The sequence below is a fragment of the Nocardioides sp. R-C-SC26 genome, from assembly GCF_021246465.1.
Classification (GTDB): Bacteria; Actinomycetota; Actinomycetes; order Propionibacteriales; family Nocardioidaceae; genus Nocardioides.
Window position 1 is genome coordinate 107999 of record NZ_JAHRHK010000012.1, and the last position, 26494, is coordinate 134492.

Sequence of the window (26494 nt, forward strand, 5' to 3'; positions counted from 1 at the left end):
GTCGCGGAGGGGGAGGGGGAGGCGCCCGGGCAGCGCGGCGAGCTCGGGAACCGCGCAGAGCCGCGCGTCGAGATCGGCCATGGCCGGGCGCAGGTCGACGCGGCCGCCGCGCAGCCCGGTGAGGGGGGAGAGCATGAGGTTGCGGGCGAGTTCGTGGGTGCGGCTCGGCAGGAGGCCGGTGCCCTCGATCTCCTGGACGACGTCGGCGCGCAGCATGCCGCCGTCGCTGGGGAGGGCCCGCACCTGCAGGTTGGCTCGACCGGTCAGGTGCACCCGTCCGTCGCCGTGCCGCACCGCCACCGCGCTCAGCGCCTCCAGCGAGGCGGCGGAGAGGCGGCCCCCGGGCAGCCGCAGCCGCACGAGGGCGCCGTCCTCGGCCGGCCACGGGCGCAGCACGCCGGGGCAGCGGTCGCGCCGAACGCGCGAGTGGGTGACCACAGGTACCTCGTCGGTCCGGGGCTTCTGCGCGTCGCCCACCTCGACCTCGCGGTGGTCCCCGCGAGGGCCAGCAGGTCTTCGGACTCGGGATCGACCGGCGCGGAGCGCCTTCCCAGGTGCTCGCCTCCCGGCTCGCTCCCAGTGACTGCCGGATCTCTCCGGCGTGCTCCGTCCGTCACCCACACCGCTGCGCGTCAGTCCCGGACTCTCACCGGGTTCCCGTGTGACTGGCGGGCCGAGGCTACCAAGTGCGTGCCGGCGGTCGGTGAGTGGCGGGCCTCGTCACGGTCGGTACGGTCTGGGCGTGTTCGCTGCCGCCCCGCTCGCCTCGACCGCCGAGCCCGAAGGTGTGGTGGGCTGGGTGCTCGACCTGATGGAGCGCCTCGGCGAAGTGGGCGTCGGCGTCGCGGTGTTCGCCGAGACGTTCCTACCGCCGATCCCCTCGGAGGCGGTCCTCCCGGTCGCCGGGTTCCTCGCCTACGAGGGTCGGATGAACCCGTGGTGGGCGATCGCTGCGGCCACGACCGGCGCCGTCGTCGGGGCGTGGCTGTGGTGGCTGCTGGGCGCGATGCTCGGGCGCGAGCGCACCCGGGCGCTCGTCGCGCGGGTTCCGCTGCTGGGCGGCGAGGACTTCGACAAGGCCGACGCGTTCTTCGCCCGTTGGGGCGCCGCCGCGGTGCTGTTCGGGCGCTGCGTGCCGCTGGTACGCAGCTTCATCTCGATCCCCGCCGGGATCCAGCGGATGCCGTTCTGGCGGTTCACGCTCTACACCACCCTCGGGTCAGGGGTGTGGAACGCTCTGTGGATCGGCCTGGGCTACGCCCTGGGGCCTGCGATGGAGCCGGTGCTCACCCGCTGGAGCGGCGTCCTCTCCGACGTGGTGGTGATCGGTGTCGGCCTGGTCCTCGTGCTCTTCGTGGCGGCGCGCCTGCGGGGGCTGAGCCGGAGGGCGAAGTCTGAGGCGCAGGATCGCTGACGCGTCGGGGGAGTGGCGCCTACTCGCACCCGACGCCGTCTCCATCTCGATCGAGATGGCGTCCATACCCCGGGTCGCCCGTGTACACCGGAGCGGCGCCCGCCGCTCGGGCCGCATCGCAGTTGGCGTAGTAGGCGTACATCTGCGATTCCCGCTCGCGTTCCTCGGCGAGGCGACGACGTTCCTCCTCCTGCTGCAGCCGTCGCTGCTCTCGCTCCTCCGCGCGGCGGCGCTTCTCGGCGGCTGCTCTCAGCGCCGCGCGGTGTTCTCCGAGCTGTTCGCGGTGGGTCTGGCTGAACTCGGGGCAGGTTGCCCGGATCGTCGTGGCGATGGCCGTCATGGTGGTCCGGAAGTCGGCGTCGCTGTCGAACGCGGTCGTCATCGCGGTGGCGCGTTTAGTGACCGGGCGGTCCTGTGAGATCAGGACGCATGCGCGCACCAGTGCCGCTGAGGAGGAGACCGCTCGAGGACGCACGCCGAGACGTCGGGCTACGGTCCGGGCCAGCGCTGGCGACGATGCGTCGGCATTCGCCGACCACTGTTGCACGGGCGACATCTCGTTGACCGGCTCGACCTGGGCGGGTTCTGTCGGTTGATCCTCGTCGTCGATGGCGATGATGTCCGAAGAGGACTCGCCTGCCGTTCTGAGAGTTCCGGAGTCAGCACCACTGTTCACGAGCGCTCCGCACGATCCGACCACAAGCACCGCCGCGAGGGCGGTGGCGAGCTTATGGTTGCGCACCCACTGAGCAAGAGCCGGGGTCGGCGGATCGGAGCGTGTGAGATCGCCGCCTATCGAGGGGCGACTGTGCTCGGTCCAGGCCGTCCCGTCCCAGTAACGGGTCGTGCCATCGCCCACCGGGTACCAGCCGGCCTTGGGCTCATTCACTCGCTTGTTCCCGACGAGCTGCCATCGCGGCCGGGCGCGTTCGAACTCGCGTACGCTCTGCGAACAACCAGTGCCGATGCCATGGTGGGCACCTTAGGGACGTGGCGGGGTGGCCGCAGGAGTTCGAGCGATCACGATGGTCGGGGCCTAGGGACCTGAGCGGACGGGTTGGCCTGTAGGCCGGGTTCTGTCTCCCTCGCGGGAGGGCGGCCATCCATCTACGACTGCCGTTGCCGACAGCCTCCAGCGACCTACCCGTGCACTCGGGCGAGCAGCCCTCTCGATCCGGCGAGCCGGATCGTCGTGCACTGTCTGGTCTTGCTCCAGGTGGGGTTTGCCGAGCCGCGCCGGTCGCCCGGTGCGCTGGTGGTCTCTTACTCCACCGTTTCACCCTTACCCCGCCGCCCCCGAAGGAGCGACGTGGCGGTCTGTTCTCTGTGGCACTGTCCCGCGGGTTACCCCGGGTGGGCGTTACCCACCACCCTGCTCTACGGAGCCCGGACCTTCCTCGGGAGCGGTGGTCTCCCATCGCTCACGCGGCCGCCCGGCCAACCCGTCCACCTCGGAGGGTAGTGGGTCCTGTCGGTGCTGTGCACGAACCCTTGATTCGAACACACGTTCGATATACCATCTTCGTATGACCTCGCTCACCGACTCGCCCGACGGCTCCTCGCCGTTGGCCGAGGCGGTCGCGGCGCAGGCGCGCGTCGAACAGTCCGAGATCGACCTCGCAGTGGCGACGGTGGGCTGGGCCGAGGTGCATCGCGTCAGCCCGGATCGTCCCCGGGGCTTCATCGGCGGCGGGCTCGACCCCTTCGACGTCGCGGTGATGCTGGCCGGCCCCGGTGCGCCGGGCGTGAGCGAGTACGCGTTGGTCGACTACGCCACAGCAGTGGGCCTCTCCCACGACGCCGGACGCCGCTATGTCGGCGATGTTCTCGAGATCCGGCATCGGCTCCCGCGGCTGTGGGCTCGACTCACCTCCGGTGGGGTGCGGGTGTGGCAGGCCCGCCGCGTCGCGCAGGCCACGCTCCTGCTCAGCCGGGAGGCCGCGTTCTACGTCGATCGCCAGGTCAACCTGGTTGCGGGTCGGATCGGTCCTGCTCAACTTGATTCGCTCGTCGCTCGCGCGATCGACCTGTACGAGGTCGGAGACGCCGAGGATCGGCGTCTGGACGAGCGCGACGGGCGGCGCCTCGAGATCGACTGCCGCTCCGACCTGCCGGGGCGTCCGGCCAGCACCGCGACGGTCGTCGGTGTGCTGGACGTCGCGGATGCGCGCGACGTCGATGCTGCTGTCGTCCGGGTCGCAGCCGACCTCGCTGCCTGCGGATCGACCGCGAGTCTCGATGTCCGTCGCGCCGCTGCGCTCGGGGAGTTGGCCCGGCGACAGACCGCGTTCGACCTCGGCGGTTCTCCCCACGGGTCGGTCACCGAGGATGGCACGATCGCCGCAGCCGTGCCGCGACGCACCCGCGTTCCTGCCCGGCAGGTGGTGCTCTACGTCCACCTGCACGCTGATGCGCTCGTCGGCCGCGCGTCGGCGCCTCGCTCCGCCGACCTCGGTGGCGCCGAACCGACTCTGCGTCGGCTCGCACGCGTCGAGGGCGCTCCCGCGCACGTTCCGGTCGAGACCATCGCGGGATGGTGCGCGGCCAGCGGCACCACGGTCACCGTGCGCCCGATCATCGACACCGGTGCCACGCATGTCGACGACGCCTACACCCCGCCCCAGCGGATGCGCGAGCAGATCCTGCTGCGCGACGTCACCTGCGTCTTTCCCTACTGCACGCGCACCGCACGATCCGGCGACCTCGACCACATCGAGCCCTGGCACGAGGGCGGAGCCACGAGCACCCACAATCTTGCCGCGCTCTGCCGGCGACATCATCGCGCCAAGACCCATGCCGGCTGGCGGTACCGCCCGCGAGACCCGGTCACCGATCCGGGCGCCTACGTGTGGAGCAGTCCGAGCGGTCGTGAGTATCGACGTCATGCCGATGGCACCACCACGCTCGTCGGCGCCGTCAGCGCACCGATACCGGTTGAGGTGTAACTCGGCGCGCTCCGGTGGTCGAGGAGGTCGCTCTGCGACCGTCGAGACCTGCTGGGTGGGCGGTGACTTCTCGCCCCGGGCCTGACTTTGTGACGGCCTTCGTTCCTCGGGCCTCGTCAGTCACCGGTGGGGTTCCGAGGTGCGCTCAGCCCTGACGGATCGCGTCGAAGAACGCGCGCATGCCGTCATCGACCTGCGCGAGTTCGACGTAGGAAGCCCCCGCCGCGCTGACGTCGAGATAGGCGAACCGGATGCCGCCGTCGGCCATCGAGCCCGACTGGACGACGTCGTGACCGGGCCGCGCGCTGACCTCGGCGAGTGTCGCGTCGAGGTCGACGACGTCGAAGCAGACGTGGTGGAGCCCGCCCGCCGGATGCGCTGCGAGGAACTCGGTGTAGATCGACACCCCGCGGATCGGCCGGATCAGCTCCAGTTGCAGGTCGCCGCGGTAGGCGAGGGCGATGTCGGCGGCGAAGTCGGCCGGCTCGCCGCGGTAGGTGCACGTGTCGCCGGAGAACTCGATGCCGGGCAGCCGCACCCAGGGCGTCGGCCGATAGATCGCCTCGATCGCCGAGAGAGCCGCATCGAGGTCCGGCACGACCCAGGCGAGCTGTGTCAGTGGGCCGAAGCCACGGGGCGCGCTGTCGTCGGCGGAGCTCATGGCTTCACCCAACCGCATTGGACGCCTGCTGCGCACGGGGAAGCGTCGCCGCCGCGATCGCCGTCGTCAGCGGGACGGCGAGCACCAGGCCGATGCTGGTCGCGAGTGTCCGCACGACCTCCTGGCCGATCTCCTCGGTCGCGAGCAGGTCGAGCAGCGGCCGATCGTAGAGCGAGAGCACCATCAAGATCACCAGCGCGGTACCGGCGTAGGCGAACACGATGGTGTAGATGGTGGAAGCGATGTGGTCGCGTCCGATGCGCATGCCGCTGGCGAACACGGCACGCCGCGACATCGACGGCGCAGCCGCGCGGATCTCCCAGACCGACGAGGCCTGCGTGATCGTGACGTCGTTGAGGACGCCGAGCCCGGCGACGACGACCGCGCACGCGAACAGACCCTGGAACGACAGATCATCGGCCACGGTGGACAGGATCCGGCTGCCCTCGTCCACCACGCCGGTCACCCGGCTCCCTCTGACGGCCAGGTGCCCGAGCGTCGCCGTCAGTGCGATGCCGCCGAGCGTCCCGGCCAAGGCCGCACTGGTGCGCAGCGACCAGCCGTGCGTCGTGTAGAGCACGACGAACATGATCAGTGACGCCGCGACCGCCGCGACCAGCACCGGTGGCTGGCCCGACAGCAGCGCCGGCAGCAGGAATCGCCACAACACGGCCGCCGCGAAGAGCAGACCGATCAACGCCATCAGTCCGCGCCACCGCGCGACCGCGAGCACCACCACGACGAACAGCACCAGCAGGATCAGCACGGGCGTCGTCCGCACTGTGCCGAAGTAGTTGTAGGTCTCCGGCGCCTGCTCGGCCGACGGCGTCCGGAGCAGCTTGATCTGGTCGCCCTCCCGCAACCCCGACTCGGTGACGTCGGGGGGCACCGGCACGCTCACCTGCGCGCCGCGGCCCTCGCCCTCGAGCACGCGCACGCGCACCTTGCCGCAGTCGTCGCCGACCGTGCCGGCGGCGCAGGCCGACTCGACGTCGAGCACCTCGGCCCGCGGGAACGTCACTCCGGGGGCGGCGAAGCGGACCTCGTCGGAGATCGCGTCCACCTTCTCGCCGTCGGGCCAGAGCAGGACGACCCCGGCCAGCGTCGCGAGCAGGCAGGTGACCAGGAAGCCCAGCAGCAGACGTCGTGCTCGGGGCGTGATCGCGACGTCGGGCGCGGGTCCGTGGCCGTGCCCGTGACCGACGGGGAGCTCCGAGGGCCCCGTGGGCTGCGCGGAATCGCGTCGGGCGTGAGAACCAGGCACGCGGCTCAGTCTGACAGCCGACGTGTGCGCGAGAGGCGACCTCGTCAGGCGAGCCGGGTGATCTCGACCTCGACATTCATCCTGGAGGTCCCGGTTCCGGTGAAGATGCCGCTCAACGGCCGGACGTCGTGATAGTCGCGGCCGTGCGCGACGCTGACGTACCGGTCGCCCGGCTCCTCGTTGTTGCACGGGTCGAAGGCGTGCCATCCGTCGTCCCACCACTCGACCCAGGCGTGTGACTGGCCCGGAACCGTGATGCCCAGCGCGGGGTCGGGGTCGGGGTGGAAGTAGCCGGAGACGTAACGCGCCGGGATGCCGATCGAGCGAAGACCGCCGATGGTCAGGTGCACCATGTCCTGGCAGACGCCGCCTCGCTGCTGCCACGCCGTTGCTGCCACGCCGCGAACGTCGGTCGCCCCCGGCACGAACTCGACCTCGTCGTGCACCAGCGCACACAGGTCGCGTGCGGCCTCGCCGGGCAGCGCGTAGTCGGCCGCGATCTGCTTGGTGCGCTGGGCGAAGTCGGACGTCGGCGCGACAGCGTCGGGCAGCACGAGGTACTCGGTCCAGCGATCGGCCACCTCGCGGGAGTCGAGGTCGGCCCAGGACAGCGTCGGCTGGGGGGCCGGGCGCCGGTTGATCTGCACGGTGGAGGTGGCCGCCACCGACATCGCGTCGTGGGGGTCCACCACCTCGAAGGCGGTGACCTGGGTGCCGAAGTAGTCGCGGTACTCGAAGGTCCACGGCTTCGGGCTGATCTCGATCCGGGAGTGCACGACGATCTGGTCGAGCGTCGTCACCGGCGTCAGGCGAGCCTGGTTGTAGGAGGCGACGGCCTTGCCGGAGTACTCGTAGCGCGTGGTGTGGGCGATCCGCAGCTGCATGTTCATCGGCGCTCAGGCCCCCATCCCGTTCCAGGCCAACGCCTCGGCGCCGGCGAAGAACCGCCGGGTCACCGCCTCGGTCGCCAGCGCGCAGGTGCGCTGCAGGCGCTCCATCTCTGCGGGCAGGTCGGCCAGGACGTCGGAGAGCGAGCGGTACTCCAGCTCGGCTCGTGTGCGGCCCAGGAGGCGCTGGGCGTCGTTCTGGAACCCGGCACGCTGGCCCGAGGACTCGAGGTTGTCCAGGCACTGCTCGGCCCGGTTCAGGGAGAAGACCACCGATCGCGGGAAGAGCCGGTCCAGGAGCAGGAACTCCGCGGCGGCCCGCTCGGTCTCCTGACCGCGGTAGGTGCGCAGGAAGGCCTCGTAGGCGCCGCAGGCGCGAAGTGTGCTGGTCCACTGCGTGCTGGTCGCCGTGGTCAGCGATGACGTCGCGACGAGGCGCGACGTCATGTCGGCCCGCTCCACGCAGCGCCCGAGCATCAGGAACTGCCACCCCTCGTCGCGGGTCATGGTGGCGTCGGCCGTGCCGTTGATCAGCGCTGCCCGCTCACGCACCCACTGGAACACGTGCGGGGCGCGCCGGGCGGCGAAGCGACCGGACACGATGTCGCGGTGGGTGGTGTTGATGACCTCCCACAACGGCACCGAGAGCGTCTCGCGGGCTCGCCGTGCACTCTCCCTGGCTGCCCCGATCGCGGTGGCGATCGATGTCGGCGACGTCGTGTCGTAGGCCAGGCTGCCCAGGACGTAGGCCAGGTCGACGGAGTCGGGTGGGTCCTCGATGCCCATGATGGAGAGCAACCCGTGGCAGGTCTCCTGCTCGTCGAGAGTGGCGTCCTCGAGCAACAGCTGCGTCTGGACGTCGAGGATGCGCGCGGTGTCCTCGGCGCGCTCGACGTAGCGCCCGATCCAGAACATCGACTCGGCGATCCGGCTCAGCATCGACGCGCACCTCCTCGGGCCTGCTGCTGCTGTTCGCTCTGCTCGAAGACGGTGCTGAGCCCCGTGGTCATCGCCGGGCCGGCGGCCGGAGCCTCCGGCCCGGGCTCGGGATCGGCAACGACGGCGACCGGGATCTCGCGAGTCTCGCTCGGGCTCTCGTCGACGACGGTGCCGTCGGCCAGCGTCTCCTCGCTGGGTTCGAACGTCGGCCCGGCCAGCACCCAGGTGTCCTTGGAGCCTCCACCGCGCGAGGAGTTCACGATCAGCTCGCCTTTGGCCAGTGCGACCCGGGTGAGGCCGCCGGGCAGCACCCACACCCTGGTGCCGTCGTTGACGGCGAACGGCCGCAGGTCCACGTGACGCGGCCCGAGCTCGCCGTCCACGAAGGTGGGCACGGTCGAGAGCTGGACGACGGGCTGGGCGATCCAGGACCGCGGATCCTCCTGCACCTTGCCGCGCAGCTCGTCGAGCTCCGAGCGGGACGCCCGAGGCCCGATCACGATGCCCTTGCCACCCGATCCGTCGACCGGCTTCAGCACCAGCTCGTCGAGCCGGTCGAGCACCTCGGTGAGATGGTCCGGCTCCCCGCACCGCCAGGTGTCGACGTTGCGGATCACCGGCTCCTCGCCGAGGTAGTACCGGATGATGTCGGGCATGTAGGTGTAGACGAGTTTGTCGTCCGCGACGCCGTTGCCGACCGCGTTGGCAAGGGTCACGTTGCCGGCGCGCGCGGCGTCGATCATGCCGGGGCAGCCGAGCACCGAGTCGGCACGGAAGTGCACCGGGTCGAGGAACTCGTCGTCGATGCGCCGATAGATCACGTGCACCGGCGCCAGGCCCTGGGTCGTCCGCATCATCACGCGACCTCGGCGGCACTCCAGGTCGCGGCCCTCGACGAGCTCGACGCCCATCGTGCGGGCCAGGAGGGCGTGCTCGAAGTAGGCGCCGTTGTAGACGCCGGGCGTGAGGACGACGACGGTCGGGTCGGTCACACCGGCGGGTGCCGCGGCCCGGAGCGCGGCCAGCAGCCGCTGCGGGTAGCTCGCGACGGGGCGGATGCGGTGCTCGGCGAAGGTCTCGGGCAGGGCGGCGCTGATGGCGCGGCGGTTGGTCATCACATAGGAGACGCCGGACGGCACCCGGACGTTGTCCTCCAGCACGCGGAACTCGCCGCTGTTGTCGCGGATCAGGTCGATGCCGGACACGTGCACGCGCACGCCGTTCGGCGGCCGCACGTTCGCCGAGGCACGGTGGTAGTGCGACGAGGTCGTGATGACGCGGCGTGGGATGACACCGTCGTCGAACACCTCGCCGGCGTCGTAGACGTCGGCGAGGAACATCTCCAGGGCCCGCACCCGCTGCTGCACACCGGTCTCGATCGTCGACCAGGTGTCCATCTCGATGACGCGGGGGAGGATGTCGAGCGGGAAGGCCCGCTCCTCCCCGCCGATGTCGAAAGTGACGCCTTGGTCGAGGTAGCCGGCCTGGAGCGCCTCGACCCGACTCACCAGGTCCGGTGTCGTCATGCTGGTCAGCGACTCGCGCAGGCGGAGGTAGGGCGAGCGAAGTGCGCCCCCGTCGAACATCTCGTCGAACGCCGGCCCGCCGCTCTGATAGCCCTCGAACATCGCCGCCATGATGCCGACCCTAATGGCCGTGACGTCACACCCTTGTTACGACGATGTGAGCGGTCGGGACGACCTCGGACGGCCTCGTCAGCCGGCGGAGTAGGTTGGCGCCATGACGGACGGTGGCCGCGAACCCGAGTTCTGGTATTGCCTCAAGCACTCCACGGTCGAGGGCCGCGACGGGTGCCCGAACAAGGATCGCCTGGGGCCCTATCCCACGCAGGAGGCCGCTGCCCGCGCGCTCGAGACCGCGGCGGAGCGCACCGAGGCGTGGGACGAGGACCCCCAGTGGAACGACGACGCGCCGTCGGCGGACCGATGAGCAGTCGCTGATGGCACGCCGTCGGGTGGCCCGACCCCCGCGCGACGAGGGACTCACGCCCTGGCCGTTCGTCGGGATGGTGCTGATGGCCTCGGCGTTCTTCCTCTACGCCGCCAGCGGGCTGGTCGCGCCGGCGTGGGCGGTCGTGGCGCTGATGGTCGTGTGGGTCGCCCTGTTCGCGCTCTGCTGCCTGTGGTGGACGCCGCACCCGCGGCGCCTGGTCTGGGTGGCCGTCGGATCGATGCTGTTCTGGTTCGTCTCGCTCAACGCCGGTGCGTACTTCCTCGACTGGCAGGCCTGAGCTCGCTGCTCAGGCGGCCCCTAGCGGGCAGGCCGAACGCGGTAGACCGCGCCCTGGGCGCCATCGGCGTCGGTGAGGACGGCCAGGTCTCCGTTGGCGAGTTGATGGACCGTGCGCAGCCGACCCAGCCGTGTCAGCGCCGCCGGGCTCGCCGTACGCTGCAGGCGGCCGCGACGATCGAAGGTGAGGAAGACCAGGCGCTCGCCGGCGAGCGCCGCGACCGCGAGTGACCCACGGAGTCGGCCCCAGCGCTTGCCCTGCACGAAGTCCGCGCCGGACGTCGCGATCGTCGGCGTGCCAGACCTCCACCGGGCACCGATCTGGCGGCCCGGCAGCCGTTGATCGGTCATCGGCACGGACTCGTTGTACCCCGGGACCGGGTTCCACCCGTAGTCGCCACCGGCCACGAGCCGGTTCACCTCGTCGTCGCGGTAGGAGCCGTGCTCGACCGACCACAAGGTGCCGTCGCCGCGCTGCGCCAACCCCTGGATGTTGCGGTGGCCGTAGGTCAGCACGTAGCGCTGGGCGCGGTTGGCGGCCTCGATGAAGGGGTTGCTCTTCCACGGGCGCCCGGTGCGCGGGTCCAGGCGCAGCGTCTTGCCGCCCAACGACCGCAGGTTCCGTGGGTTGCTGCCCACCGCGGCGTCGCCGGTGCCGACGATCAGCGCGCCGTTCTCGGCCAGTAGCAGTCGGCACCCGCCGTGGCGCCCGCTCGTGGTGGGCAGGCCGGTGAGCAGCGGCCCGATCAGCGACGCCTTGGTGGCCGGGCCGTTGAGCCGCCACGCATTCACCCGCACGTCGTGGCCGCCTGGCGCGGTGGCGTCCTGCCACCCGCTGCAGGTGTAGAAGCGTCCGTTGCGCGGGAACGCGGCATCGAGCTCGAGGCCCATCAGCCCGGTCTCACCGGAGACCCACACCCGGTCGCTCGGGAACTCCACGGTGCTGCGGCGGCTCCCGCTGATCACCGAGAGACGGGCCGGGTCGCGCTCGGTCACCAGGAGGCGGCCGTTGCCGATCTCGCGGACGTCCCAGGGATGGTTGAGTCCGCCCGCCTGGCGCCGGACCGACAGGGCGGGAGCAGCACGCTCTGCCGACGTTCCAGGCGCCACACGCAGGCTGCTGTCGGCCGCGACGCCGGGTCCGCTGCCAGCCGTCGCCGCCGAGAGTCCGGCGCCCACGAGGGTGATGGTGGCGGCGAAGGACGTGGCGGCGAGGAGGCGCATGGAGGCAACGTACGTCCGTCACGTCGTCCTGACGACCCTCCTGCGGGGAGGAACGTGTTCTCGAAATCCGCCCGGAACCTGTGAGTTCTCTCAGATTCGCTGAGAGTTGGCCGAGAACGGGCATATCGGGCTCGTCTGGGTGGTTTCGCTGCCACACCATGGGGCGATACCCCGGTGCACGACCCCCGCTCGATCCGCGGCACACCCTCGCCGCACTCACGAAGGAACAGGCCCATGACCCTCACCGCCGCTGCTCCCGTCCGCACCACCGCCGACGACGCGCGTACCGACCTGCTCGCGCATCGTCTCGTCGGCCTCAAGGCCGAACGCGACCAGGTGCTGGCCGAGAGCGTGCGCACCAACGCAGGCGACGTCGCCGACCGCGCCACCAACGTCGAGGCGACCATCCGCCTCGCCATGTTGGACGAGCGCATCGCCGCTCTCGAGCTCGACATCGAGGCCGTGCGCCGCGCCGGTCACACCGATGGCGTCGTCTCTCTCGGCGACACCGTCACCCTCGACCTCGGTGACGGCCCCGAGACGTTCGTGATCGGCTCGGTGGAGCAGGCCGTCGTCGGTGTCGACACCGTCACGCCGTCCAGTCCGCTGGGTCGCGCCATCCTCGGTGCGCCCGTGGGCAGCACCGTCAGCTACAGCCCGCGCCGCGGGCTGGAGCTGACGGCGACGGTCGTCGCTGCCTGAGCCTTGATCCACCGATTCTCGCCTGCTGCGCGACACCATCCGGGCGCGTTGGCGGCGTTGCCCACGCTCGATGGTGCCACCAGACCGCCGTCGCGCGGGCGCCTTGCCACCACACCCGCCTGGTGCCGCTCGCTACGCCGACAATCGGCGGATCAAGGCTGAGCGACGCGGTTCCGAGACGGGGTGGCGACTGCGTTCCTCAGTCGTCACCCCGTCTCAGAACGTGTGCTCGGGGCCGGGGAAGGTCCCGGCGCGGACGTCGTCCGCGTAGGCGCGGGCGGCGTCCAGCATCACGCCGTGCAGATCGGCGTACTGCTTGACGAAGCGGGGGAGCCGGCCCTGCCGCAGGCCGAAGGCGTCCTGCCAGACCAGCACCTGGCCGTCGCACTCAGGCCCCGCTCCGATGCCGATCGTGGGGATCGTCAGGGTGCGGGTGATCTCGCCGGCGATGTCGCCCGGCACCATCTCCATGACGACGGCGAACGCGCCGGCCGCCTCGACCGCGACGGCGTCGGCGAGCACACGGTGGGCCGTCTCGCCTCGGCCCTGCACCCGGTAGCCACCGAGCGCGTGCTCGGACTGAGGGGTGAAGCCGATGTGGGCCATCACGGGGATGCCACCGCGGGTGAGCTTCTCGATCTGCGGCACCATCTCCACGCCGCCCTCGAGCTTCACACAGTGCGCGCCACCTTCCTTCATGAAACGCGCGGCCGTGAGGTAGGCCTGCTCGGGTGAGGCCTGGTAGCTGCCGAACGGCAGATCGCCGACGACGAGCGCCCGTCGCACCGACCGGGCCACCGCCCGGGTCAGCGGGAGCATCTCCTCCACGGTCACGGGCAACGAGGTGTCGTTGCCGTAGACGTTGTTGCTCGCACTGTCACCGACCAACAGCACCTCGATGCCGGCCTCATCGAACGTGGCGGCCGCGTACTGCTCGTAGGCGGTGAGCATCGAGAAGCGCTCACCGCGTTGCTTCATCTCGCGCAGGTGCTGGGTGCGGATCCGCTTCAATGCTGGAGGTGCGGGGGTGCCGCCGCCGTAAGGTGCGGGCTCTTCGGCAGTGCTCATCGTCGAGCTCCTCACTGGTGGTCTCGCAGCTCCCTGATGGAGTCCACGGACGTGTCGACCAGCCTAGGAGATCGCTTCGGGTGCGCGCTGTGCTGCCGGTCACGCACCCGCCGCGATCACTCCTCGCCGGAGCCGGAGTTCACCAGCCAGTTGATGCCGAAGCGGTCCTTGACCTGGCCGAAGTAGTCGCCCCACGGCGCCTTCTCGTAGGGCACGTCGTAGCTGCCGCCGTCGGCGCCGAGTCGGGTGTACCAGTCGCCGAGCAGGGCGTCGTCGTCCCCGCTGATCGAGACGTGCACGTTGTACTGGTCGAACTCCGGGTGCGTGCTCGGCACGTCGGCACCCATCAGGCGCAAGCCGTCGTGGGCGACGAGGTCCGCGTGCATGAGCTGCTGCTGCTCGGCCTCAGGTACGCCCATGCCGCCCATGTCGGCGTAGCGCATCACGGACAGCTCGCCGCCGAAGATCGACTGGTAGAAGGTCATGGCCTCCTCGGCTTGGCCGCGGAACTGCAGGTAGGGGTTGATCACGGGCTGCGACATCGTCGTCTCCTCGGGAGTTCGCGTCTGGGTAGGTGGGTGTACCGACCACCGTGGCATTCAGAACTCATCGTCGGAAGCCGCTCTCTCTAGACTTCTGTCGTGAACTTCTACTCGGCCTACGCGCACGGCTTCGCCCGGGTGGCGGCGTGCTCGCTGCCGGTCGCCGCGGCCGACCCCGCCATCAACGCCGCGCGGGTGATCGAGCAGGCGCAGGCCTGCGACGCGGAAGCGGTGGCGGTGGCGCTCTTCCCCGAGCTCTGCCTGACCGGATACGCCCTCGACGACCTGTTCCTCCAGGACGCGCTGCTCGACGCTGTCGAGCAGGCGATCGCCGACGTCGTCGCCGCGAGCGCAGACCTGCTCCCGGTGCTCGTCGTCGGAGCGCCCCTGCGTCACGCCGGCCGGGTCTACAACTGTGCCGTGGTCCTCCACCGCGGCGAGGTGCTGGGCGTCGCCCCCAAGTCCTTCCTGCCGAACTACCGCGAGTTCTACGAGAAGCGTTGGTTCGCCAGCGGCGCAGAGATGCAGGCCGGGTCGATCGTCGTCGCCGGCGAGGAGGTGCCGTTCGGCACGGACCTGATCTTCGCGGCGTCGGACCTGCCCGACCTGACCTTCCACGTCGAGGTCTGCGAGGACATGTGGGTGCCGGTGCCGCCGAGCACCCACGCCGCCTTGGCGGGCGCACATCTCCTGCTCAACCTCAGCGGATCACCGATCACCATCGCACGTGCCGAGGACCGTCGGCTGCTGGTGAGGAGCGCGAGCGCCCGATGCCAGGCCGCCTACGTCTACGCGGCTGCGGGTGAGGGCGAGTCGACCACCGACCTCAGCTGGGACGGCCAGACGATGGTCTACGAGTGCGGCGACCTCATCGCCGAGGGCGAGCGATTCGTCGACGGCGCCACGCTGACGATCGCCGACGTCGACCTCGGTCGCGTCCGGCAGGAGCGGCAGCGCCTCGGCACCTTCGACGACAATCGACGAGCGCTGGACATCGAGCCGATCGCCTTCGAGCGCATCGACTTCGCCCTCGCGCCGCCGTCGGACGACGTGGGGCTGCGCCGCCCGTCGCGTCGCTTCCCGTTCGTGCCCGACGACCCCGCTCGGCTGGCCCAGGACTGCTACGAGGGCTACCACATCCAGGTCGCCGGTCTGGTGCAGCGCCTGCGTTCGATCGCCACGCCGGTGTGGCAGCCCAAGGTCGTGATCGGCATCAGCGGCGGACTGGACTCCACCCACGCCCTCATCGTCGCGGCACGCGCCATGGACCAGCTCGGGCGACCTCGCACCGACATCCACGCCTTCACGATGCCGGGGTTCGCGACGACGGACACCACGCGGGGGTACGCGACCCGACTGGCACAGAGCCTCGGCGTGACCTTCGAGACGATCGACATCACCCGCGCCGCCCGCGTCATGCTCGACGACCTCGACCACCCGTTCAGCGAGGGCGACCACGCCGGAGCCGACGTCTTCGACGTCACCTTCGAGAACGTGCAGGCGGGTCTGCGCACCGACTACCTCTTCCGGCTCGCCAACCACCGCGGCGGCATCGTGCTCGGCACGGGCGATCTCTCCGAGCTCGCGCTGGGGTGGTGCACCTACGGGGTCGGCGACCAGATGTCGCACTACAACGTCAACGGCGGGGTGCCCAAGACCCTCATCCAGCACCTGATCCGCTGGGTCGCCGATACCGGGGAGTTCGGCGCCGACACCCGCGAGGTGCTCCTGGAGATCTTGGCCCAGGACATCACCCCCGAGCTGATCCCGACCCGCGAGGGAGCCGCCCCGCAGCGCACCGAGGACTCGGTGGGCCCCTACGCGTTGCAGGACTTCACGCTGTACCACGTCGTGCGGCGCGGCTACCGGCCGAGCACGATCGCCTTCCTCGCCTGGCACGCCTGGCACGACGTCGAGTCGGGGGCCTGGCCGCCGGGATTCCCCGACTCCGAGCGTCGTGCCTACGACCTGACCGAGATCACTGCCTGGCTGGAGGTCTTCATCCGACGGTTCTTCGCCAACCAGTTCAAGCGCTCGGCGCTGCCCAACGGTCCGAAGGTGAGTGCCGGCGGCACGATGTCGCCGCGCGGCGACTGGCGGATGCCCTCGGACGCCTCGCCGGCGGCCTGGCTCGCCGATCTCGCCCGCGTTCCGCGTTGACCCGTCTTGAAGGAGAGACGGGTCAACGCGAGCCTGGGGTGACCAGGCCGTGGTCGAAGGCGAAGACGACGGCGGCGGCGCGATCGCGCAGCGCGAGCTTGGCGAAGATCCGCCCGATGTGACTCTTCACGGTGAGCTCGGAGATGACCAGATGGTCGGCGATCTCGGCGTTGGAGAGCCCGCGCCCGATCGCGACGAGGACGTCGAGCTCGCGCGCCGTCAGCTCCTCGACCGTCCCACCCGACGCCGTGGCGGCTGCGACCGGCGGGACGTCGGCGGCACGGAATGCGGTGAGCACCCGCCCGGTCACGGCGGGGTCGAGCCAGGAGTCTCCCGCAGCGACGGCGTGTACCGCGCGCACCAGGTCCTCGGCGGGGGAGTCCTTGAGCAGGAATCCCGACGCGCCCGCACGCAGGGCACCGGAGAGCAGCTCGTCGTCGTCGAAGGTGGTGAGCACCAGAACGGGCGGGTGCTCGCCCGCAGCGCGGATCGCCGTAGTGGCGGCGATGCCGTCGACGCGTTTCATCCGCAGGTCCATCACCACGACGTCCGGGGTGTGCGCGCTCAGCGCGGCCGGGACTTCGTCGCCGTCGCCGCACTCGGCCACGATCTCGAAGCCGTCGCGTCGGCGCAGGATGCGGCGCAGCCCCGAGCGCACGAGCTCCTGGTCGTCGACCAGGAGCACCCGGACGGGGGCCGACGTCGCCGGGTCGGTCACGGCAGCAGCCTCCGGACCACGCACCGGTGCGGTGCCGAGCCGGTGCCACGCATCGGGACGGCGAGGTCGACGCGCCACTGGAGGCCGTCGTCGTCGGGGCCGACGTGGAGGTCGCCGCCGAGCTGCGTCACACGCGAGGTCATGCCGGTGACGCCCGACCCGCCGACGTCGAGGCGGGCACCGACCGGGATCGGGTTCACGATGCTGAGGTGCGTCTGCTGCGCGGTGACCAGCAGGCGCCCGCGTGCCGACGAGCCCGGAGCGTGCTTGGCGATGTTGCTCAGGGACTCCTGCACGACTCGGTAGAGGCCGAGACCGGTCGCATCCGAGAGTGCCGTGAGGTCGCCGTCGACCGCGAAGTCGAGATCCAGCCCGGCCCCGCGGACCTCGGCGACCAACTCGGGGATGTCGCGGGCGGTGGGCAAGGGACGCAGGACGTCGCCGGCAGCAGCGCCGGTGGTGGAGCCGTCGGCCAGGACGCTCACCGTGCTGCGGATGTCGGCCATGGCCTGCCGTCCGATCCGCTCGGCGTCGGTCAAGGCGTCGATGGCGTCGGGGATGTCGGCGTCCTCCGCTAGCGAGCGTCGCGCGCCGGTGACGTGCAGCATCGTCACGCTCAGGGAGTGCGCCACGAGGTCGTGGATCTCGCGCGCCACGCGTTGCCGCTCGTCGAGCGTGGCGCGTTGCCGCTCCTCGGCTCGCGCTGTCTGTTCGGCCACCAGTGCCCGCATCATCCATCGCAGCATCTGGCCGAACACGACGCCGAACACGAGGGCGCCGAGGTAGAGGAGCGTCAGATCGGAGCGGTAGTCGCCCAGCCACACCACGAGGGCCGCTGCGGCGGCCGCGGCGAGCAGTCCTCGCACGGTTCCCGACATGGTGGTGATCTCGCCGACCATCACCATCAGCGTCGCCGGCAGCACGTCGACGGTGTCGCCGGAGAAGGGCTGGGTGAGCAGCCACGCCACGCCGGAGGTGACGAGCAGCGCCTCGAGCCACCATGCCATCCACTGCGGCGAGAAGAAGTGGGTCACGCACGGCGTGGCGATGAGCAGCAGGGCCAGTGCCGGCGCGGACGGTGGGAGCAGAACGCCGTGCTGGCCCGCACCGACGGCCGCGCTGCTGAGCAGCGCAATGGTCGCCGTCACCGGGATCCACCAGGGGTAGGCCAGCCCGAACCGTCCGGCCTTGCTCTCGATGTGGTCGCGCAGCCGCACGGCGGTCCTCCACACCACCGGGGAGTCGCTCATGAGGAGTCAGCCTAGGGGCGCCCGGCGTCCGAGGCATCCGACGAGGGGAGGAGGACGTCTCCTCCCACGGTAGGAGCGGCATTGGGTGCTGTGGCCCGATGCCGTGGCGGCTCGACCGGCCTAGCGTCGAGGCAACGTCACAGTGGAGCCCGGCGCACCGCCGAGGCTCCGAGAGGAGTCGACATGAGTTGGGCAGACACCCACGAGCGGAACCGGATCGTGCGCGCCGTCGAGGCGCGCCTGGAGAGCGGTGCGGACGAGACGCCGCTCGCCTGGACCCCGGAGTACGCCGACGTCTTCGGTGACCGGATGGCGTTCCACGCCCATCTGGCCTACCGGTGGCGCCTGCGTCTGAGCACCCAGCTCGAGGCGATGCGCGACGACGCTGCGTGGGAGCACGCCGCCGCTGTCGGCATCGCCCGGGCGGGCCTGATGGCGCTGGAGCGGGAGCGTGTCCGGTCGCGATCGACGTCGCCGGGAACCTTAACCGCGGCTTAGGTTCGGCCAGAGGCGCGCTTAGCGCCCGAGTCGGGAACCTCTTCTCATCGACACGGCAGCCACGACGGCTGACCACCGACCTGAGAAGAGGACATGACGATGAAGAAGATCCTGGCCATCGCCGTCGCGGCGATCGTGGTGATCGGTGCGCTCGGCATCGGCGCCTGGCTGATCTGGGGCGGCGAGGACGACGTCACCGCCCGCGGGACCTGCGGCGGAGCGACGTACGAGATCAGCGCGGAGGATGAGGACGGCGCGACCGAGGTCACCTTCGAGCTGCAGTCCGGCGCCCCGGGCGAGGTCTGGCAGGTACTGATCGAGCAGGACGGCGCACCGCTGCTCGAAGGCGAGCGCACCACCGACGAGGACGGCGAGCTCGACGTCGACGCGATCGCCCGCGGCGACGCCGGCGAGGAGTTCACCGCCACCGCCACCCGTACCGGTGACGGCGCGGCGGGCGAGACCTGCGTCGCGACCGTGAGCCGCTGACCGGACCGCCGGTCCCACCCGTCATCCATCCCACCCGACTCATCCCGAACCACCAGGAGACAGCCATGTTCAGCACCCGTACCCGCATCACCGCCCTCGCCACCGCGACCGCCGGCACCCTGGCCGGTGTGGGGCTCGCCGTGGGCGCCGCCGCCCCTGCCCACGCCGACGTCGAACGTCAGGGTCGCTGCGGCGTCGGCGTCTACGACTTCTCCGTCGATCGTGAGGGTCGCGGCTACGAGGTCTCGGTCGATCTCGACGGCCTGCCGCGCTCCTCGCGCTGGAAGGTCCAGCTCTTCCACAACGGCGCGGCCGTGCTCACCACGACGCGCGCTGCCGACGTCGAGGGCGACGTCGAGGTGGAGACCTACCGGCGCAACGCATCCGGCGCCGACACGTTCCGCTTCCGCGCGACCCGGGTCGGTGGTGGCGCGAGCTGCGGCAGCACCATCACGCTGCGCTGACCGAACGCTGACCGAACGCTGACCGGGCGCTGACCGCTCAGGCCGGACCGAGACTCACCTCGACCCGCCCACCGCCTGACGCCGACGACGTCACCAGGAGACCGCCACCGGATTCGGTGGCGGTCTTCTGCACGATGGAGAGCCCGAGACCCGTCGAGCCGGCGCCGGACTGGCCGCGTGCCTCGACGTCGAGGCCGGACGGGAAGCCCGGCCCCTCGTCCTCGACCACGAGCAGCACGCCACCGTCCTCGGGTTCCAGGGAGATCCGGACGGCGGCGCCGTCCGGGGTGTGGGTGAAGACGTTGTCGAGCACGATGTCGAGCACCGCCTCGACGTCCTCGGGGGCGGCTCGCACGAGCCCGGCGCTCTCGCCCGCCGGCCAGGGCTCGACGTCGAAGGGCCGCGCCTGGTCATCGGCCAGCGCCCGCCAGAACTCCGCGCGTGCGGCGAGGACGGCGGGAGCGTCGCAGGAGGCGACGAGCCCCTCGCGCTCGGAGCGTCGGGCTTCGCGCACCACCGCGTCGACGGCGGCCTGGAGGGCGTCGAGCTCGGCGCCCACCCGGTCACGGTCCTCAGCGCGCGGAAGGGCGTCGATCCGCAGTCGCAGGGCGGTGATCGGCGTGCGTAGCCGGTGGCTCAGGTCGGCGATCTGAGCCCGTTCGCGCTCGATCAGCGTCTCGATCCGCCCCACCAGCGCGTTCAACGCCGCCGCGAGGTCGTGCACCTCCGCGGGGGCCTCCGGCGCGACCGTGGCCGTCGTGACGCCGCTCTCCGTGCGCCGGGTTCCGAGCATCCGTGCGTGGTCGGCCAGCGCCCGGATGGGCAGCACCACCGAGCGACCGATCCGGTCGGCCAGGCCCAGCGCCCCGCCGAGGAGCGCCAGGCCCAAGAGGAGCAGGATCAACCAGGCACGGACCAGGTCGGAGTCGAGGCCGGGTCGCTGCACGATCACCCGGATGACCGGGGTCTCGTCGGGGGCGGAGCTGCTGGCTCCGAGCGAGACCGGGATCAGCAGCTGGGTGCCCTCGCCGACGTCGTCGAGCCGGGCGAGGCCGCTCAGGCGCGCCTGGACCACGCGGCGGTCCTCGCCGGGGTCGGGACCGATCGCATCGCCGTCGGGGTAGAGCACGGTGGTGTCGATGCCCGAGTCCGTGTTGATCCGGTCGAGGTAGACCGAGACGGTGCCCTTGTCGTCCTGGGCCGAGGCCACCACGGTCTCGGTGGCCTGCACCTCCAACGCGGCACGTGAGAGGCGATCCTCCAGCGCGTAGTCGCGCATCAGCACCGCGAGCGGCACGAGCATCGCGAGGAGCACCATCGTCACCGCCGCTGCGACGGTGAGGATGAGTCGCGCGCGCATGGTCATCCCATCACCCGGTCGCGTCCGGATCGACGAGCCGGACCCCGACACCGCGCACGGTCTCCAGGTACCGCGGCTGCGCGGCGGTCTCGCCGAGCTTGCGCCGCAGCCACGACAGGTGCACGTCGACGGTCTTGTCCGAACCGCCCCAGCTCTGCTGCCACACCGTGGTCAACAGCTCCTTCTTGGTCACCACCTCGCCCACCCGCTCGGCCAGGGTGCGCAGCAGGTCGAACTCCTTGGGGCTGAGGTCGAGCGCCTCCCCGGCCAGGGCCGCGCGCCGCGCCGGCACGTCGATGCGCAGTGCCCCGACCTCCATCGCGGGGCTTGCGGCACGAGCGCCCGGCTGGACCCGGCGCAGGACGGCATTGATCCGCGCAGCGAGCTGGTCGGTGGTGTACGGCTTGACCACGTAGTCGTCCGCGCCGGCGTCGAGGCACGCCACCAGCGACGGGTCGTCGTCGCGGGCGCTCGCGATGATCACCGGCACGTCGCTGACGGCCCGCAGCATCGAGAGCACCTGGGTGCCGTCGACGTCGGGGAGTCCGAGATCGAGCACGACGAGGTCGGGGCGTTCCTCGACGGCAGCGGTGAGGCCCTGCATCCCGGTCGATGCCGCCGACACGGCGTGGCCGCGCTCACCGAGTGCGCGCATGACCAGGGGGCGGATGCGCGCGTCGTCCTCGACGATCAGTACGTGCGCCACGGGAGGAAACCTATCCGCGTCCTCGCTCACCCGGTCGATGGCACGATGCTCGCGTGAGCACCGAACCACACCGGCGTCCGGCCCCGGCCCGACCGAGTCAGGCGCGGCCGGTGCGGCTCACCGCCATCTGGGTGGTGGCGGCCGGCCTGGCTGTCGCGGTGGGGGTCCTTGCCGTCCGCAGCGCCGGCGCGGACCTGCGCGGTCGCGGGCCGATCGGGAATCCCGACCTCGTCTCGGCTGCGGAGATCGAGGGCCGTGCCACTCCCGATCCCAATCTGCCGGTCCTGGAGGACACGTTCTCCGGCGACTACGGCCGCTTCGTCGTCGGGTGTCAGGGCGTGTTCGCGTCCACGATCGACGCGGTCCCGGCGCCGGGGTGGCGGGTGGTCAGCATCGAGCCCGGCCCCGACGACGACGTCGACGCGATCTTCTCCTCCGGGCGGCGCTCGGTGGAGCTGGAGGTCTACTGCAATCGCGGTCGCCCGCGCCTGGCCGAGCTGGAGTCGAAGACGCTGCCGGTCGGCTGACGCAGCGCACCGGGCGGTGCGCCATAGTGTCCGCATGGGTAAGCAAGAGGAGTTCGTGCTGCGCGCTCTCGAGGAGCGCGACGTCCGGTTCGTCCGGCTCTGGTTCACCGACGTGCTCGGGTTCTTGAAGTCGGTGGCCGTGGCGCCCGCCGAACTCGAAGGCGCCTTCGACGGGGGCATCGGCTTCGACGGTTCGGCGATCGGGGGCTTCGGCCGCGTGTACGAGGCCGACATGCTCGCCAAGCCGGATCCTTCGACCTTCCAGATCCTGCCGTGGCGCAGCCAGGGGCCCTCCACGGCCCGGATGTTCTGCGACATCGTGATGCCGGACGGGTCGCCGTCCTACGCCGACCCGCGCTACGTGCTCAAGCGCACGCTGGGCAAGGCGGCCGAGGCCGGCTTCACCTTCTACACCCACCCGGAGATCGAGTTCTATCTCTTCAAGAACGTGCCCGAGGCCGGCGCGGAGCCGGTGCCGGTGGACCGCAGCGGGTACTTCGACCACACCCCGCAGTCGATGGGCGCGGACTTCCGCCGCGAGGCGATCACCATGCTCGAGTCGATGGGGATCTCGGTCGAGTTCAGCCATCACGAGGCCGGCCCCGGCCAGCAGGAGATCGACCTGCGCTACGCCGACGCGCTCTCCACTGCCGACAACATCATGACCTTCCGCACGGTGATCCGGGAGGTCGCGCTGAACCAGGGCATCTGGGCGAGCTTCATGCCCAAGCCCTTCACCACCCACCCGGGATCGGGCATGCACACCCACGTCTCGCTCTTCGACGGCGATCAGAACGCCTTCTACGAGGCGGGTGCGGAGTACCAGCTCAGCCAGACCGGACGGCGATTCATCGCCGGCGTGCTCAAGCACGCACCCGAGATCAGCATCGTCACCAACCAGTGGGTCAACTCCTACAAGCGGATGATGTTCGGCGGCGAGGCGCCGTCCTACGTGTGCTGGGGGCACAACAACCGCTCCGCCATGGTGCGGGTCCCGATGTACAAGCCGCTCAAGGGCCAGTCGACCCGGGTCGAGCTGCGCACCCTCGACCCTGCGTGCAATCCCTACCTGGCCTTCGCCGCGGTCCTCGCCGCCGGTCTCAAGGGCATCGAGGAGGGCTACGAGCTTCCGCGCGAGGCCGAGGACGACGTGTGGACGCTCACCGAGCGCGAGCGCAAGAGCCTGGGCATCGACCCGCTGCCGCGCAACCTCAACGAGGCGATCGCGATCGCCGAGTCCTCCGAGCTCCTCGCCGAGACCCTCGGTGAGAACGTCTTCGAGTTCCTGCTGCGCAACAAGCGCGCGGAATGGGACGAGTACCGCGGCCAGGTCTCGGCGTTCGAGCGTGACCAGATGCTGCCGGTGATCTGAGCGGTCACGTGGGGGCGCGGTGAGTCTGCCGAACCAGCCGGGGCGCCCGGCGACGAGCAAGGGGAGCCTGCTGCGGCTGGGCTTCCACGACGCGTCGCGCTCGGCGGAGAACCTGACCCGGCTCGGCGACGCGGCCGAGCCGCTGGTCGCGCTGCTGGCGCGTACCGCTGACCCCGACGCGGCTCTCGACGCTTTGGTGTGCCTCCACGAGGCATGTGCGGAGATCGACCCCCAGGAGGCGCAGGCCCTGCTGGCCGCCGTCGTCGACGACGAGGGCACCGCGATGCGCCTGCTCAGCGTGCTCGGCGCCAGCCTGGCGCTCGGGGAGCACTTGTGCCGTCATCCGCGGCAGTGGCGCGAACTGACCGATCCCACGCTGGGCTCGACACGACCCGCTGCCTACGCCGTCCGCGAGGAGCTGCTGCGCGCCGTCGGTGCGGACCCGTGGGCCGAGGTCCCCGTCGCGTCCCTGGCCGACGCCGAGGCGATGGACGCGCTGCGGGTGGAGTACCGCCGGGTGCTGGTGCGGCTCGCCGCGCGCGACCTCGCGCACGCCGTCGGGGTGGACGACGTCGCGGCCGAGCTCTCCGACCTGGCCGGCGGCACGCTGGAGGCGGCACTCGCCATCGCGCGGCAGCGAGTCGGGCCCGACCACGCAGCGGTGCGCCTGGCCGTGATCGCCATGGGCAAGTGCGGCGGCCACGAGCTGAACTACGTCTCCGACGTCGACGTGATCTTCGTGCACGCGCCTGCCGACGACGCGACCGACGACGGCTCCGACGATGCGCTGGTGCTTCGGACGGCGACCAAGCTGGCCAGCCAACTGATCCTGATCTGCTCCGACCACACCACCGAAGGCACCATCTGGCCGGTCGACGCCGCCCTGCGGCCCGAGGGCAAGGCAGGCCCGCTGACCCGCACCGTGACCAGCCACCAGGGTTACTACGAGCGCTGGGCGAAGTCGTGGGAGTTCCAAGCTCTGCTCAAGGCGCGCCCGGTCGCCGGCGATCTCACTCTGGGCGAGGAGTTCTGCGCGATGGTCGCGCCGCTGGTCTGGTCGGCGGCGGACCGGGACGGCTTCGTCTCCGAGACCCAGGCGATGCGCCGGCGCGTCATCGACCACATCCCGGCCAAGGAGGCCGCGCGCCAGCTCAAGCTCGGCGAGGGCGGGCTCCGCGACGTCGAGTTCGCGGTGCAGTTGCTGCAGTTGGTGCACGGCCGCTACGACGAGGCGATCCGTTCGCCCACGACGCTCAGTGCCCTGGCGACGTTGACCCGTGGCGGCTATGTCGGCCGTGACGACGGCGAGGCGCTGCACGACGCCTACAGCTTCCTCCGCCAACTCGAGCACCGGATCCAGCTGCATCAGCTGCGCCGCACCCACCTGGTGCCGGACGACGACGAGGCGATGCGCCGTCTCGGTCGGAGCCTGGGTTTCACCAAGGAGCCCGGGGCCGCGCTCGACAAGGTCTGGCAGCACCATCGACGCGAGGTACGTCGTCTTCACGAGAAGCTCTTCTACCGCCCGTTGCTCTCCGCGGTCGCCCGGATCCAGAGCGATGAGGTGCGGCTCTCCTCGGCGGCGGCCGCCGACCGGCTCGCGGCCCTCGGCTACGCCGATCCACAGGCTGCGCTGCGCAATCTCGAGGCACTGACCAGCGGAGTCTCGCGCTCGGCGTCGCTGCAGAAGGCCCTGTTGCCGGCGATGCTCGCCTGGTTCGCCGAGGGCCCCGATCCCGACGGCGGGCTCTTCGGGTTCCGGCGGATCAGCGAGGCGATGGGGCGCACACCGTGGTACCTGCGCACCCTGCGCGACGAGGGCGAGGTCGCGCGTCGGCTCGCGACCCTGCTGTCGACGTCGCGCTACGCCACCAGCCTGCTCGAGCGCGAACCCGAAGGTGTGCGGATCCTCGGGGAGGACCTGGCGCCCTTGGAGCCGACGGCGATGTTGGAGGAGATGCGCAGCTCGGCGGCACGCCACACCGGCGACGACCGTCTGGCCAAGCAGGTCAAGGCGATCCGCGCCGTCCGGCGTCGGGAGCTGTTCCGGGTCAGTTCGGGCGACGTGCTCGGCGTCACCGACGTCGCCGACGTCGGCGCAGCGCTGTCGCGGATCACCGACGCGACCCTGCAGGCGACGCTGGCTGTGGCCGAGGAGGCGGTCCTGGACCAGCGGAAGCTGGGTGTGGCGCCGACCCGGATGGCGGTGATCGCGATGGGTCGCTACGGCGGGTTCGAGCTCTCCTACGGCAGCGACGCCGACGTGATGTTCGTGCACCGCCCCCAGGAGGGCGCCGATCCCCAACGAGCGACTCAGTACGCCACCGCGGTCGCGAACGAGATGCGCAAGGCCCTGGCCGCTCCCGGCACCGACCCGGCGCTGGAGCTCGATGCCGACCTGCGCCCGGAGGGACGCCAGGGTGCGCTGGTGCGCACGCTGGATTCCTACGCCGCCTACTACGCCAAGTGGTCGCACGTATGGGAGGCCCAGGCGCTGCTCCGCGCCGACGCGGTCGTGGGCGACGAGGAGCTGCGGCGCGACTTCACCGCCCTGATCGATCCGCTGCGCTACCCGGTCGACGGGTTGCGCGACGACGACGTCATGGAGGTGCGCCGGATCAAGGCGCGCGTCGACCACGAGCGGATGCCCAAGGGCGCCGACCCGCACCTGCATCTCAAGCTCGGCCGCGGCGGGCTGGCCGACATCGAGTGGACGGTGCAGCTGCTGCAGATGCGCCACGCCGGCCAGGTCGAGGGCCTGCGCACCCCCCGCACTCTGACCGCGCTGGCAGCGGCGCGCGATGCCGAGCTCATCGACGTCGAGGACGCCCTGACGCTGGAGACGGCGTGGCGCGCTGTCAGCCGGATGCGGAACGCCGTCACCCTCGCGCGCGGCAAGGCCGGCGACCAGCTGCCGCGCGAGACCCGCGAACGGGCCGCCGTCGCCACCATCCTGGGCTACCCGCAGGGCAGCACCGACGCGATGGTCAACGACCACCTGCGCGCCACCCGGTTGGCGCGCGCGGTGGTCGACCGCATCTTCTGGTGACGCGA

At 71.1% G+C, this 26494-nt stretch carries 25 protein-coding genes, 1 other RNA gene, 1 pseudogene and 1 riboswitch; of the genes and pseudogenes, 12 read left to right on the forward strand and 15 right to left on the reverse strand.

The features are described from left to right. Nucleotides 1–438: pseudogene (locus KSO97_RS12345) on the reverse strand (nitrite reductase); the annotation flags it as partial. A gap of 51 nt (nt 439–489) precedes the next feature. Next, nucleotides 490–685: riboswitch (cobalamin riboswitch) on the reverse strand. A gap of 57 nt (nt 686–742) precedes the next feature. On the opposite strand from KSO97_RS12345, the gene KSO97_RS12350 reads away from it, so the two are divergent. Further along, a complete protein-coding gene (locus KSO97_RS12350) occupies nt 743–1414 on the forward strand; it encodes a DedA family protein (RefSeq protein ID WP_232679294.1) in 672 nt (223 codons plus the stop codon). A 19-nt stretch (nt 1415–1433) separates the two neighbouring features. On the opposite strand, the gene KSO97_RS18335 is transcribed toward KSO97_RS12350, so the two are convergent. After that, nucleotides 1434–2303 carry an excalibur calcium-binding domain-containing protein gene (locus tag KSO97_RS18335; RefSeq protein ID WP_308188299.1) on the reverse strand — a complete coding sequence of 290 codons (870 nt, stop codon included), beginning with the start codon at nt 2301–2303 and terminating at the stop codon, nt 1434–1436. Between the two features lie 160 nt (nt 2304–2463). After that, nucleotides 2464–2859: RNase P RNA component class A (rnpB, locus tag KSO97_RS12360), an RNA gene on the reverse strand. 81 nt (nt 2860–2940) lie between these two features. On the opposite strand from rnpB, the gene KSO97_RS12365 reads away from it, so the two are divergent. After that, nucleotides 2941–4359: an HNH endonuclease signature motif containing protein gene (locus tag KSO97_RS12365; RefSeq protein WP_232679298.1), complete on the forward strand. Its 1419-nt coding sequence runs from the start codon at nt 2941–2943 to the stop codon at nt 4357–4359. A gap of 145 nt (nt 4360–4504) precedes the next feature. Here KSO97_RS12365 and KSO97_RS12370 read toward each other — a convergent pair whose 3' ends face one another. Genes KSO97_RS12370 through KSO97_RS12390 form a run of 5 tightly spaced genes read right to left on the reverse strand, consistent with a single transcriptional unit; the run spans nt 4505 to nt 9747 of the window. Next, nucleotides 4505–5020, reverse strand: coding sequence for a VOC family protein (locus tag KSO97_RS12370; RefSeq protein ID WP_232679300.1), 516 nt, complete (start codon nt 5018–5020; stop codon nt 4505–4507). Between the two features lie 4 nt (nt 5021–5024). After that, nucleotides 5025–6284, reverse strand: a complete 1260-nt coding sequence (locus KSO97_RS12375; protein ID WP_232679302.1) for a YibE/F family protein — start codon at nt 6282–6284, stop codon at nt 5025–5027. Between the two features lie 44 nt (nt 6285–6328). After that, nucleotides 6329–7174: a transglutaminase family protein gene (locus KSO97_RS12380; RefSeq protein ID WP_232679304.1), complete on the reverse strand. Its 846-nt coding sequence runs from the start codon at nt 7172–7174 to the stop codon at nt 6329–6331. A gap of 6 nt (nt 7175–7180) precedes the next feature. After that, nucleotides 7181–8110, reverse strand: coding sequence for an alpha-E domain-containing protein (locus tag KSO97_RS12385; RefSeq protein WP_232679306.1), 930 nt, complete (start codon nt 8108–8110; stop codon nt 7181–7183). Next, entirely contained in the window at nt 8104–9747 is a 1644-nt protein-coding gene (locus KSO97_RS12390) for a circularly permuted type 2 ATP-grasp protein (protein ID WP_232679308.1), read from the reverse strand. The genes KSO97_RS12385 and KSO97_RS12390 overlap by 7 nt, the downstream gene beginning before the upstream one ends. Nucleotides 9748–9850: 103 nt before the next feature. Here KSO97_RS12390 and KSO97_RS12395 point away from each other — a divergent pair, with 103 nt between their 5' ends. Beyond that, the gene (locus tag KSO97_RS12395) at nt 9851–10060 is read left to right on the forward strand and encodes a hypothetical protein (protein WP_232679310.1); all 210 of its coding nucleotides are present in this window, start codon (nt 9851–9853) and stop codon (nt 10058–10060) included. 10 nt (nt 10061–10070) lie between these two features. Continuing rightward, nucleotides 10071–10361: a hypothetical protein gene (locus KSO97_RS12400; protein ID WP_232679312.1), complete on the forward strand. Its 291-nt coding sequence runs from the start codon at nt 10071–10073 to the stop codon at nt 10359–10361. A gap of 20 nt (nt 10362–10381) precedes the next feature. Here KSO97_RS12400 and KSO97_RS12405 read toward each other — a convergent pair whose 3' ends face one another. Next, on the reverse strand, nt 10382–11584 hold the full coding sequence (locus tag KSO97_RS12405) for a PQQ-dependent sugar dehydrogenase (protein WP_232679314.1): 1203 nt from the start codon (nt 11582–11584) through the stop codon (nt 10382–10384). Between the two features lie 234 nt (nt 11585–11818). Between KSO97_RS12405 and KSO97_RS12410 the strand changes: the two genes are divergently transcribed. Beyond that, a complete protein-coding gene (locus KSO97_RS12410; protein ID WP_232679316.1) occupies nt 11819–12286 on the forward strand; it encodes a GreA/GreB family elongation factor in 468 nt (155 codons plus the stop codon). A gap of 216 nt (nt 12287–12502) precedes the next feature. Here KSO97_RS12410 and panB read toward each other — a convergent pair whose 3' ends face one another. Further along, complete coding sequence (panB, locus tag KSO97_RS12415) at nt 12503–13354, reverse strand: 3-methyl-2-oxobutanoate hydroxymethyltransferase (RefSeq protein WP_269782406.1); 852 nt, start codon at nt 13352–13354, stop codon at nt 12503–12505. Nucleotides 13355–13470: 116 nt separating this feature from the next. Next, nucleotides 13471–13896 (reverse strand): VOC family protein, encoded by a 426-nt coding sequence (locus tag KSO97_RS12420; RefSeq protein ID WP_232679317.1) that lies wholly within the window; start codon nt 13894–13896, stop codon nt 13471–13473. Nucleotides 13897–13995: 99 nt separating this feature from the next. On the opposite strand from KSO97_RS12420, the gene KSO97_RS12425 reads away from it, so the two are divergent. Continuing rightward, the gene (locus tag KSO97_RS12425; protein ID WP_232679319.1) at nt 13996–16056 is read left to right on the forward strand and encodes an NAD(+) synthase; all 2061 of its coding nucleotides are present in this window, start codon (nt 13996–13998) and stop codon (nt 16054–16056) included. A gap of 22 nt (nt 16057–16078) precedes the next feature. Here KSO97_RS12425 and KSO97_RS12430 read toward each other — a convergent pair whose 3' ends face one another. Then, nucleotides 16079–16774, reverse strand: coding sequence for a response regulator transcription factor (locus KSO97_RS12430; protein ID WP_232679321.1), 696 nt, complete (start codon nt 16772–16774; stop codon nt 16079–16081). Continuing rightward, nucleotides 16771–18024 (reverse strand): sensor histidine kinase, encoded by a 1254-nt coding sequence (locus KSO97_RS12435; protein WP_232679322.1) that lies wholly within the window; start codon nt 18022–18024, stop codon nt 16771–16773. Before KSO97_RS12435 ends, KSO97_RS12430 begins: the two co-directional genes overlap by 4 nt. 183 nt (nt 18025–18207) lie before the next feature. Between KSO97_RS12435 and KSO97_RS12440 the strand changes: the two genes are divergently transcribed. From KSO97_RS12440 to KSO97_RS12450, 3 genes are all read left to right on the forward strand, one after another. After that, nucleotides 18208–18522 (forward strand): hypothetical protein, encoded by a 315-nt coding sequence (locus tag KSO97_RS12440; RefSeq protein WP_232679324.1) that lies wholly within the window; start codon nt 18208–18210, stop codon nt 18520–18522. Nucleotides 18523–18615: 93 nt separating this feature from the next. After that, nucleotides 18616–19011, forward strand: coding sequence for a hypothetical protein (locus tag KSO97_RS12445; protein ID WP_232679326.1), 396 nt, complete (start codon nt 18616–18618; stop codon nt 19009–19011). Nucleotides 19012–19076: 65 nt separating this feature from the next. After that, nucleotides 19077–19475, forward strand: a complete 399-nt coding sequence (locus tag KSO97_RS12450) for a hypothetical protein (protein WP_232679328.1) — start codon at nt 19077–19079, stop codon at nt 19473–19475. A gap of 37 nt (nt 19476–19512) precedes the next feature. On the opposite strand, the gene KSO97_RS12455 is transcribed toward KSO97_RS12450, so the two are convergent. Continuing rightward, nucleotides 19513–20835, reverse strand: coding sequence for a HAMP domain-containing sensor histidine kinase (locus KSO97_RS12455; RefSeq protein ID WP_232679330.1), 1323 nt, complete (start codon nt 20833–20835; stop codon nt 19513–19515). Between the two features lie 10 nt (nt 20836–20845). Then, nucleotides 20846–21541 carry a response regulator transcription factor gene (locus KSO97_RS12460; protein WP_232679332.1) on the reverse strand — a complete coding sequence of 232 codons (696 nt, stop codon included), beginning with the start codon at nt 21539–21541 and terminating at the stop codon, nt 20846–20848. Between the two features lie 53 nt (nt 21542–21594). Here KSO97_RS12460 and KSO97_RS12465 point away from each other — a divergent pair, with 53 nt between their 5' ends. Genes KSO97_RS12465 through KSO97_RS12475 form a run of 3 tightly spaced genes read left to right on the forward strand, consistent with a single transcriptional unit; the run spans nt 21595 to nt 26489 of the window. Continuing rightward, the gene (locus KSO97_RS12465; RefSeq protein ID WP_232679334.1) at nt 21595–22068 is read left to right on the forward strand and encodes a hypothetical protein; all 474 of its coding nucleotides are present in this window, start codon (nt 21595–21597) and stop codon (nt 22066–22068) included. Between the two features lie 34 nt (nt 22069–22102). Further along, nucleotides 22103–23440: a glutamine synthetase family protein gene (locus KSO97_RS12470; RefSeq protein ID WP_232679336.1), complete on the forward strand. Its 1338-nt coding sequence runs from the start codon at nt 22103–22105 to the stop codon at nt 23438–23440. Between the two features lie 19 nt (nt 23441–23459). Next, the gene (locus KSO97_RS12475) at nt 23460–26489 is read left to right on the forward strand and encodes a bifunctional [glutamine synthetase] adenylyltransferase/[glutamine synthetase]-adenylyl-L-tyrosine phosphorylase (protein ID WP_232679338.1); all 3030 of its coding nucleotides are present in this window, start codon (nt 23460–23462) and stop codon (nt 26487–26489) included. Nucleotides 26490–26494 lie beyond the last annotated feature (5 nt).

Coding starts and splice junctions, on each gene's coding strand:
- KSO97_RS12365 (WP_232679298.1), top strand. CDS start 2,941: ATGACCTCGCTCACCGACTCGCCCGACGGCTCCTCGCCGTTGGCCGAG.
- KSO97_RS12370 (WP_232679300.1), bottom strand. CDS start 5,020: ATGAGCTCCGCCGACGACAGCGCGCCCCGTGGCTTCGGCCCACTGACA.
- KSO97_RS12380 (WP_232679304.1), bottom strand. CDS start 7,174: ATGAACATGCAGCTGCGGATCGCCCACACCACGCGCTACGAGTACTCC.
- KSO97_RS12385 (WP_232679306.1), bottom strand. CDS start 8,110: ATGCTGAGCCGGATCGCCGAGTCGATGTTCTGGATCGGGCGCTACGTC.
- KSO97_RS12390 (WP_232679308.1), bottom strand. CDS start 9,747: ATGGCGGCGATGTTCGAGGGCTATCAGAGCGGCGGGCCGGCGTTCGAC.
- KSO97_RS12395 (WP_232679310.1), top strand. CDS start 9,851: ATGACGGACGGTGGCCGCGAACCCGAGTTCTGGTATTGCCTCAAGCAC.
- KSO97_RS12400 (WP_232679312.1), top strand. CDS start 10,071: ATGGCACGCCGTCGGGTGGCCCGACCCCCGCGCGACGAGGGACTCACG.
- KSO97_RS12405 (WP_232679314.1), bottom strand. CDS start 11,584: ATGCGCCTCCTCGCCGCCACGTCCTTCGCCGCCACCATCACCCTCGTG.
- KSO97_RS12410 (WP_232679316.1), top strand. CDS start 11,819: ATGACCCTCACCGCCGCTGCTCCCGTCCGCACCACCGCCGACGACGCG.
- panB (WP_269782406.1), bottom strand. CDS start 13,354: ATGAGCACTGCCGAAGAGCCCGCACCTTACGGCGGCGGCACCCCCGCA.
- KSO97_RS12420 (WP_232679317.1), bottom strand. CDS start 13,896: ATGTCGCAGCCCGTGATCAACCCCTACCTGCAGTTCCGCGGCCAAGCC.
- KSO97_RS12435 (WP_232679322.1), bottom strand. CDS start 18,024: ATGAGCGACTCCCCGGTGGTGTGGAGGACCGCCGTGCGGCTGCGCGAC.
- KSO97_RS12440 (WP_232679324.1), top strand. CDS start 18,208: ATGAGTTGGGCAGACACCCACGAGCGGAACCGGATCGTGCGCGCCGTC.
- KSO97_RS12445 (WP_232679326.1), top strand. CDS start 18,616: ATGACGATGAAGAAGATCCTGGCCATCGCCGTCGCGGCGATCGTGGTG.
- KSO97_RS12450 (WP_232679328.1), top strand. CDS start 19,077: ATGTTCAGCACCCGTACCCGCATCACCGCCCTCGCCACCGCGACCGCC.
- KSO97_RS12455 (WP_232679330.1), bottom strand. CDS start 20,835: ATGCGCGCGCGACTCATCCTCACCGTCGCAGCGGCGGTGACGATGGTG.
- KSO97_RS12470 (WP_232679336.1), top strand. CDS start 22,103: ATGGGTAAGCAAGAGGAGTTCGTGCTGCGCGCTCTCGAGGAGCGCGAC.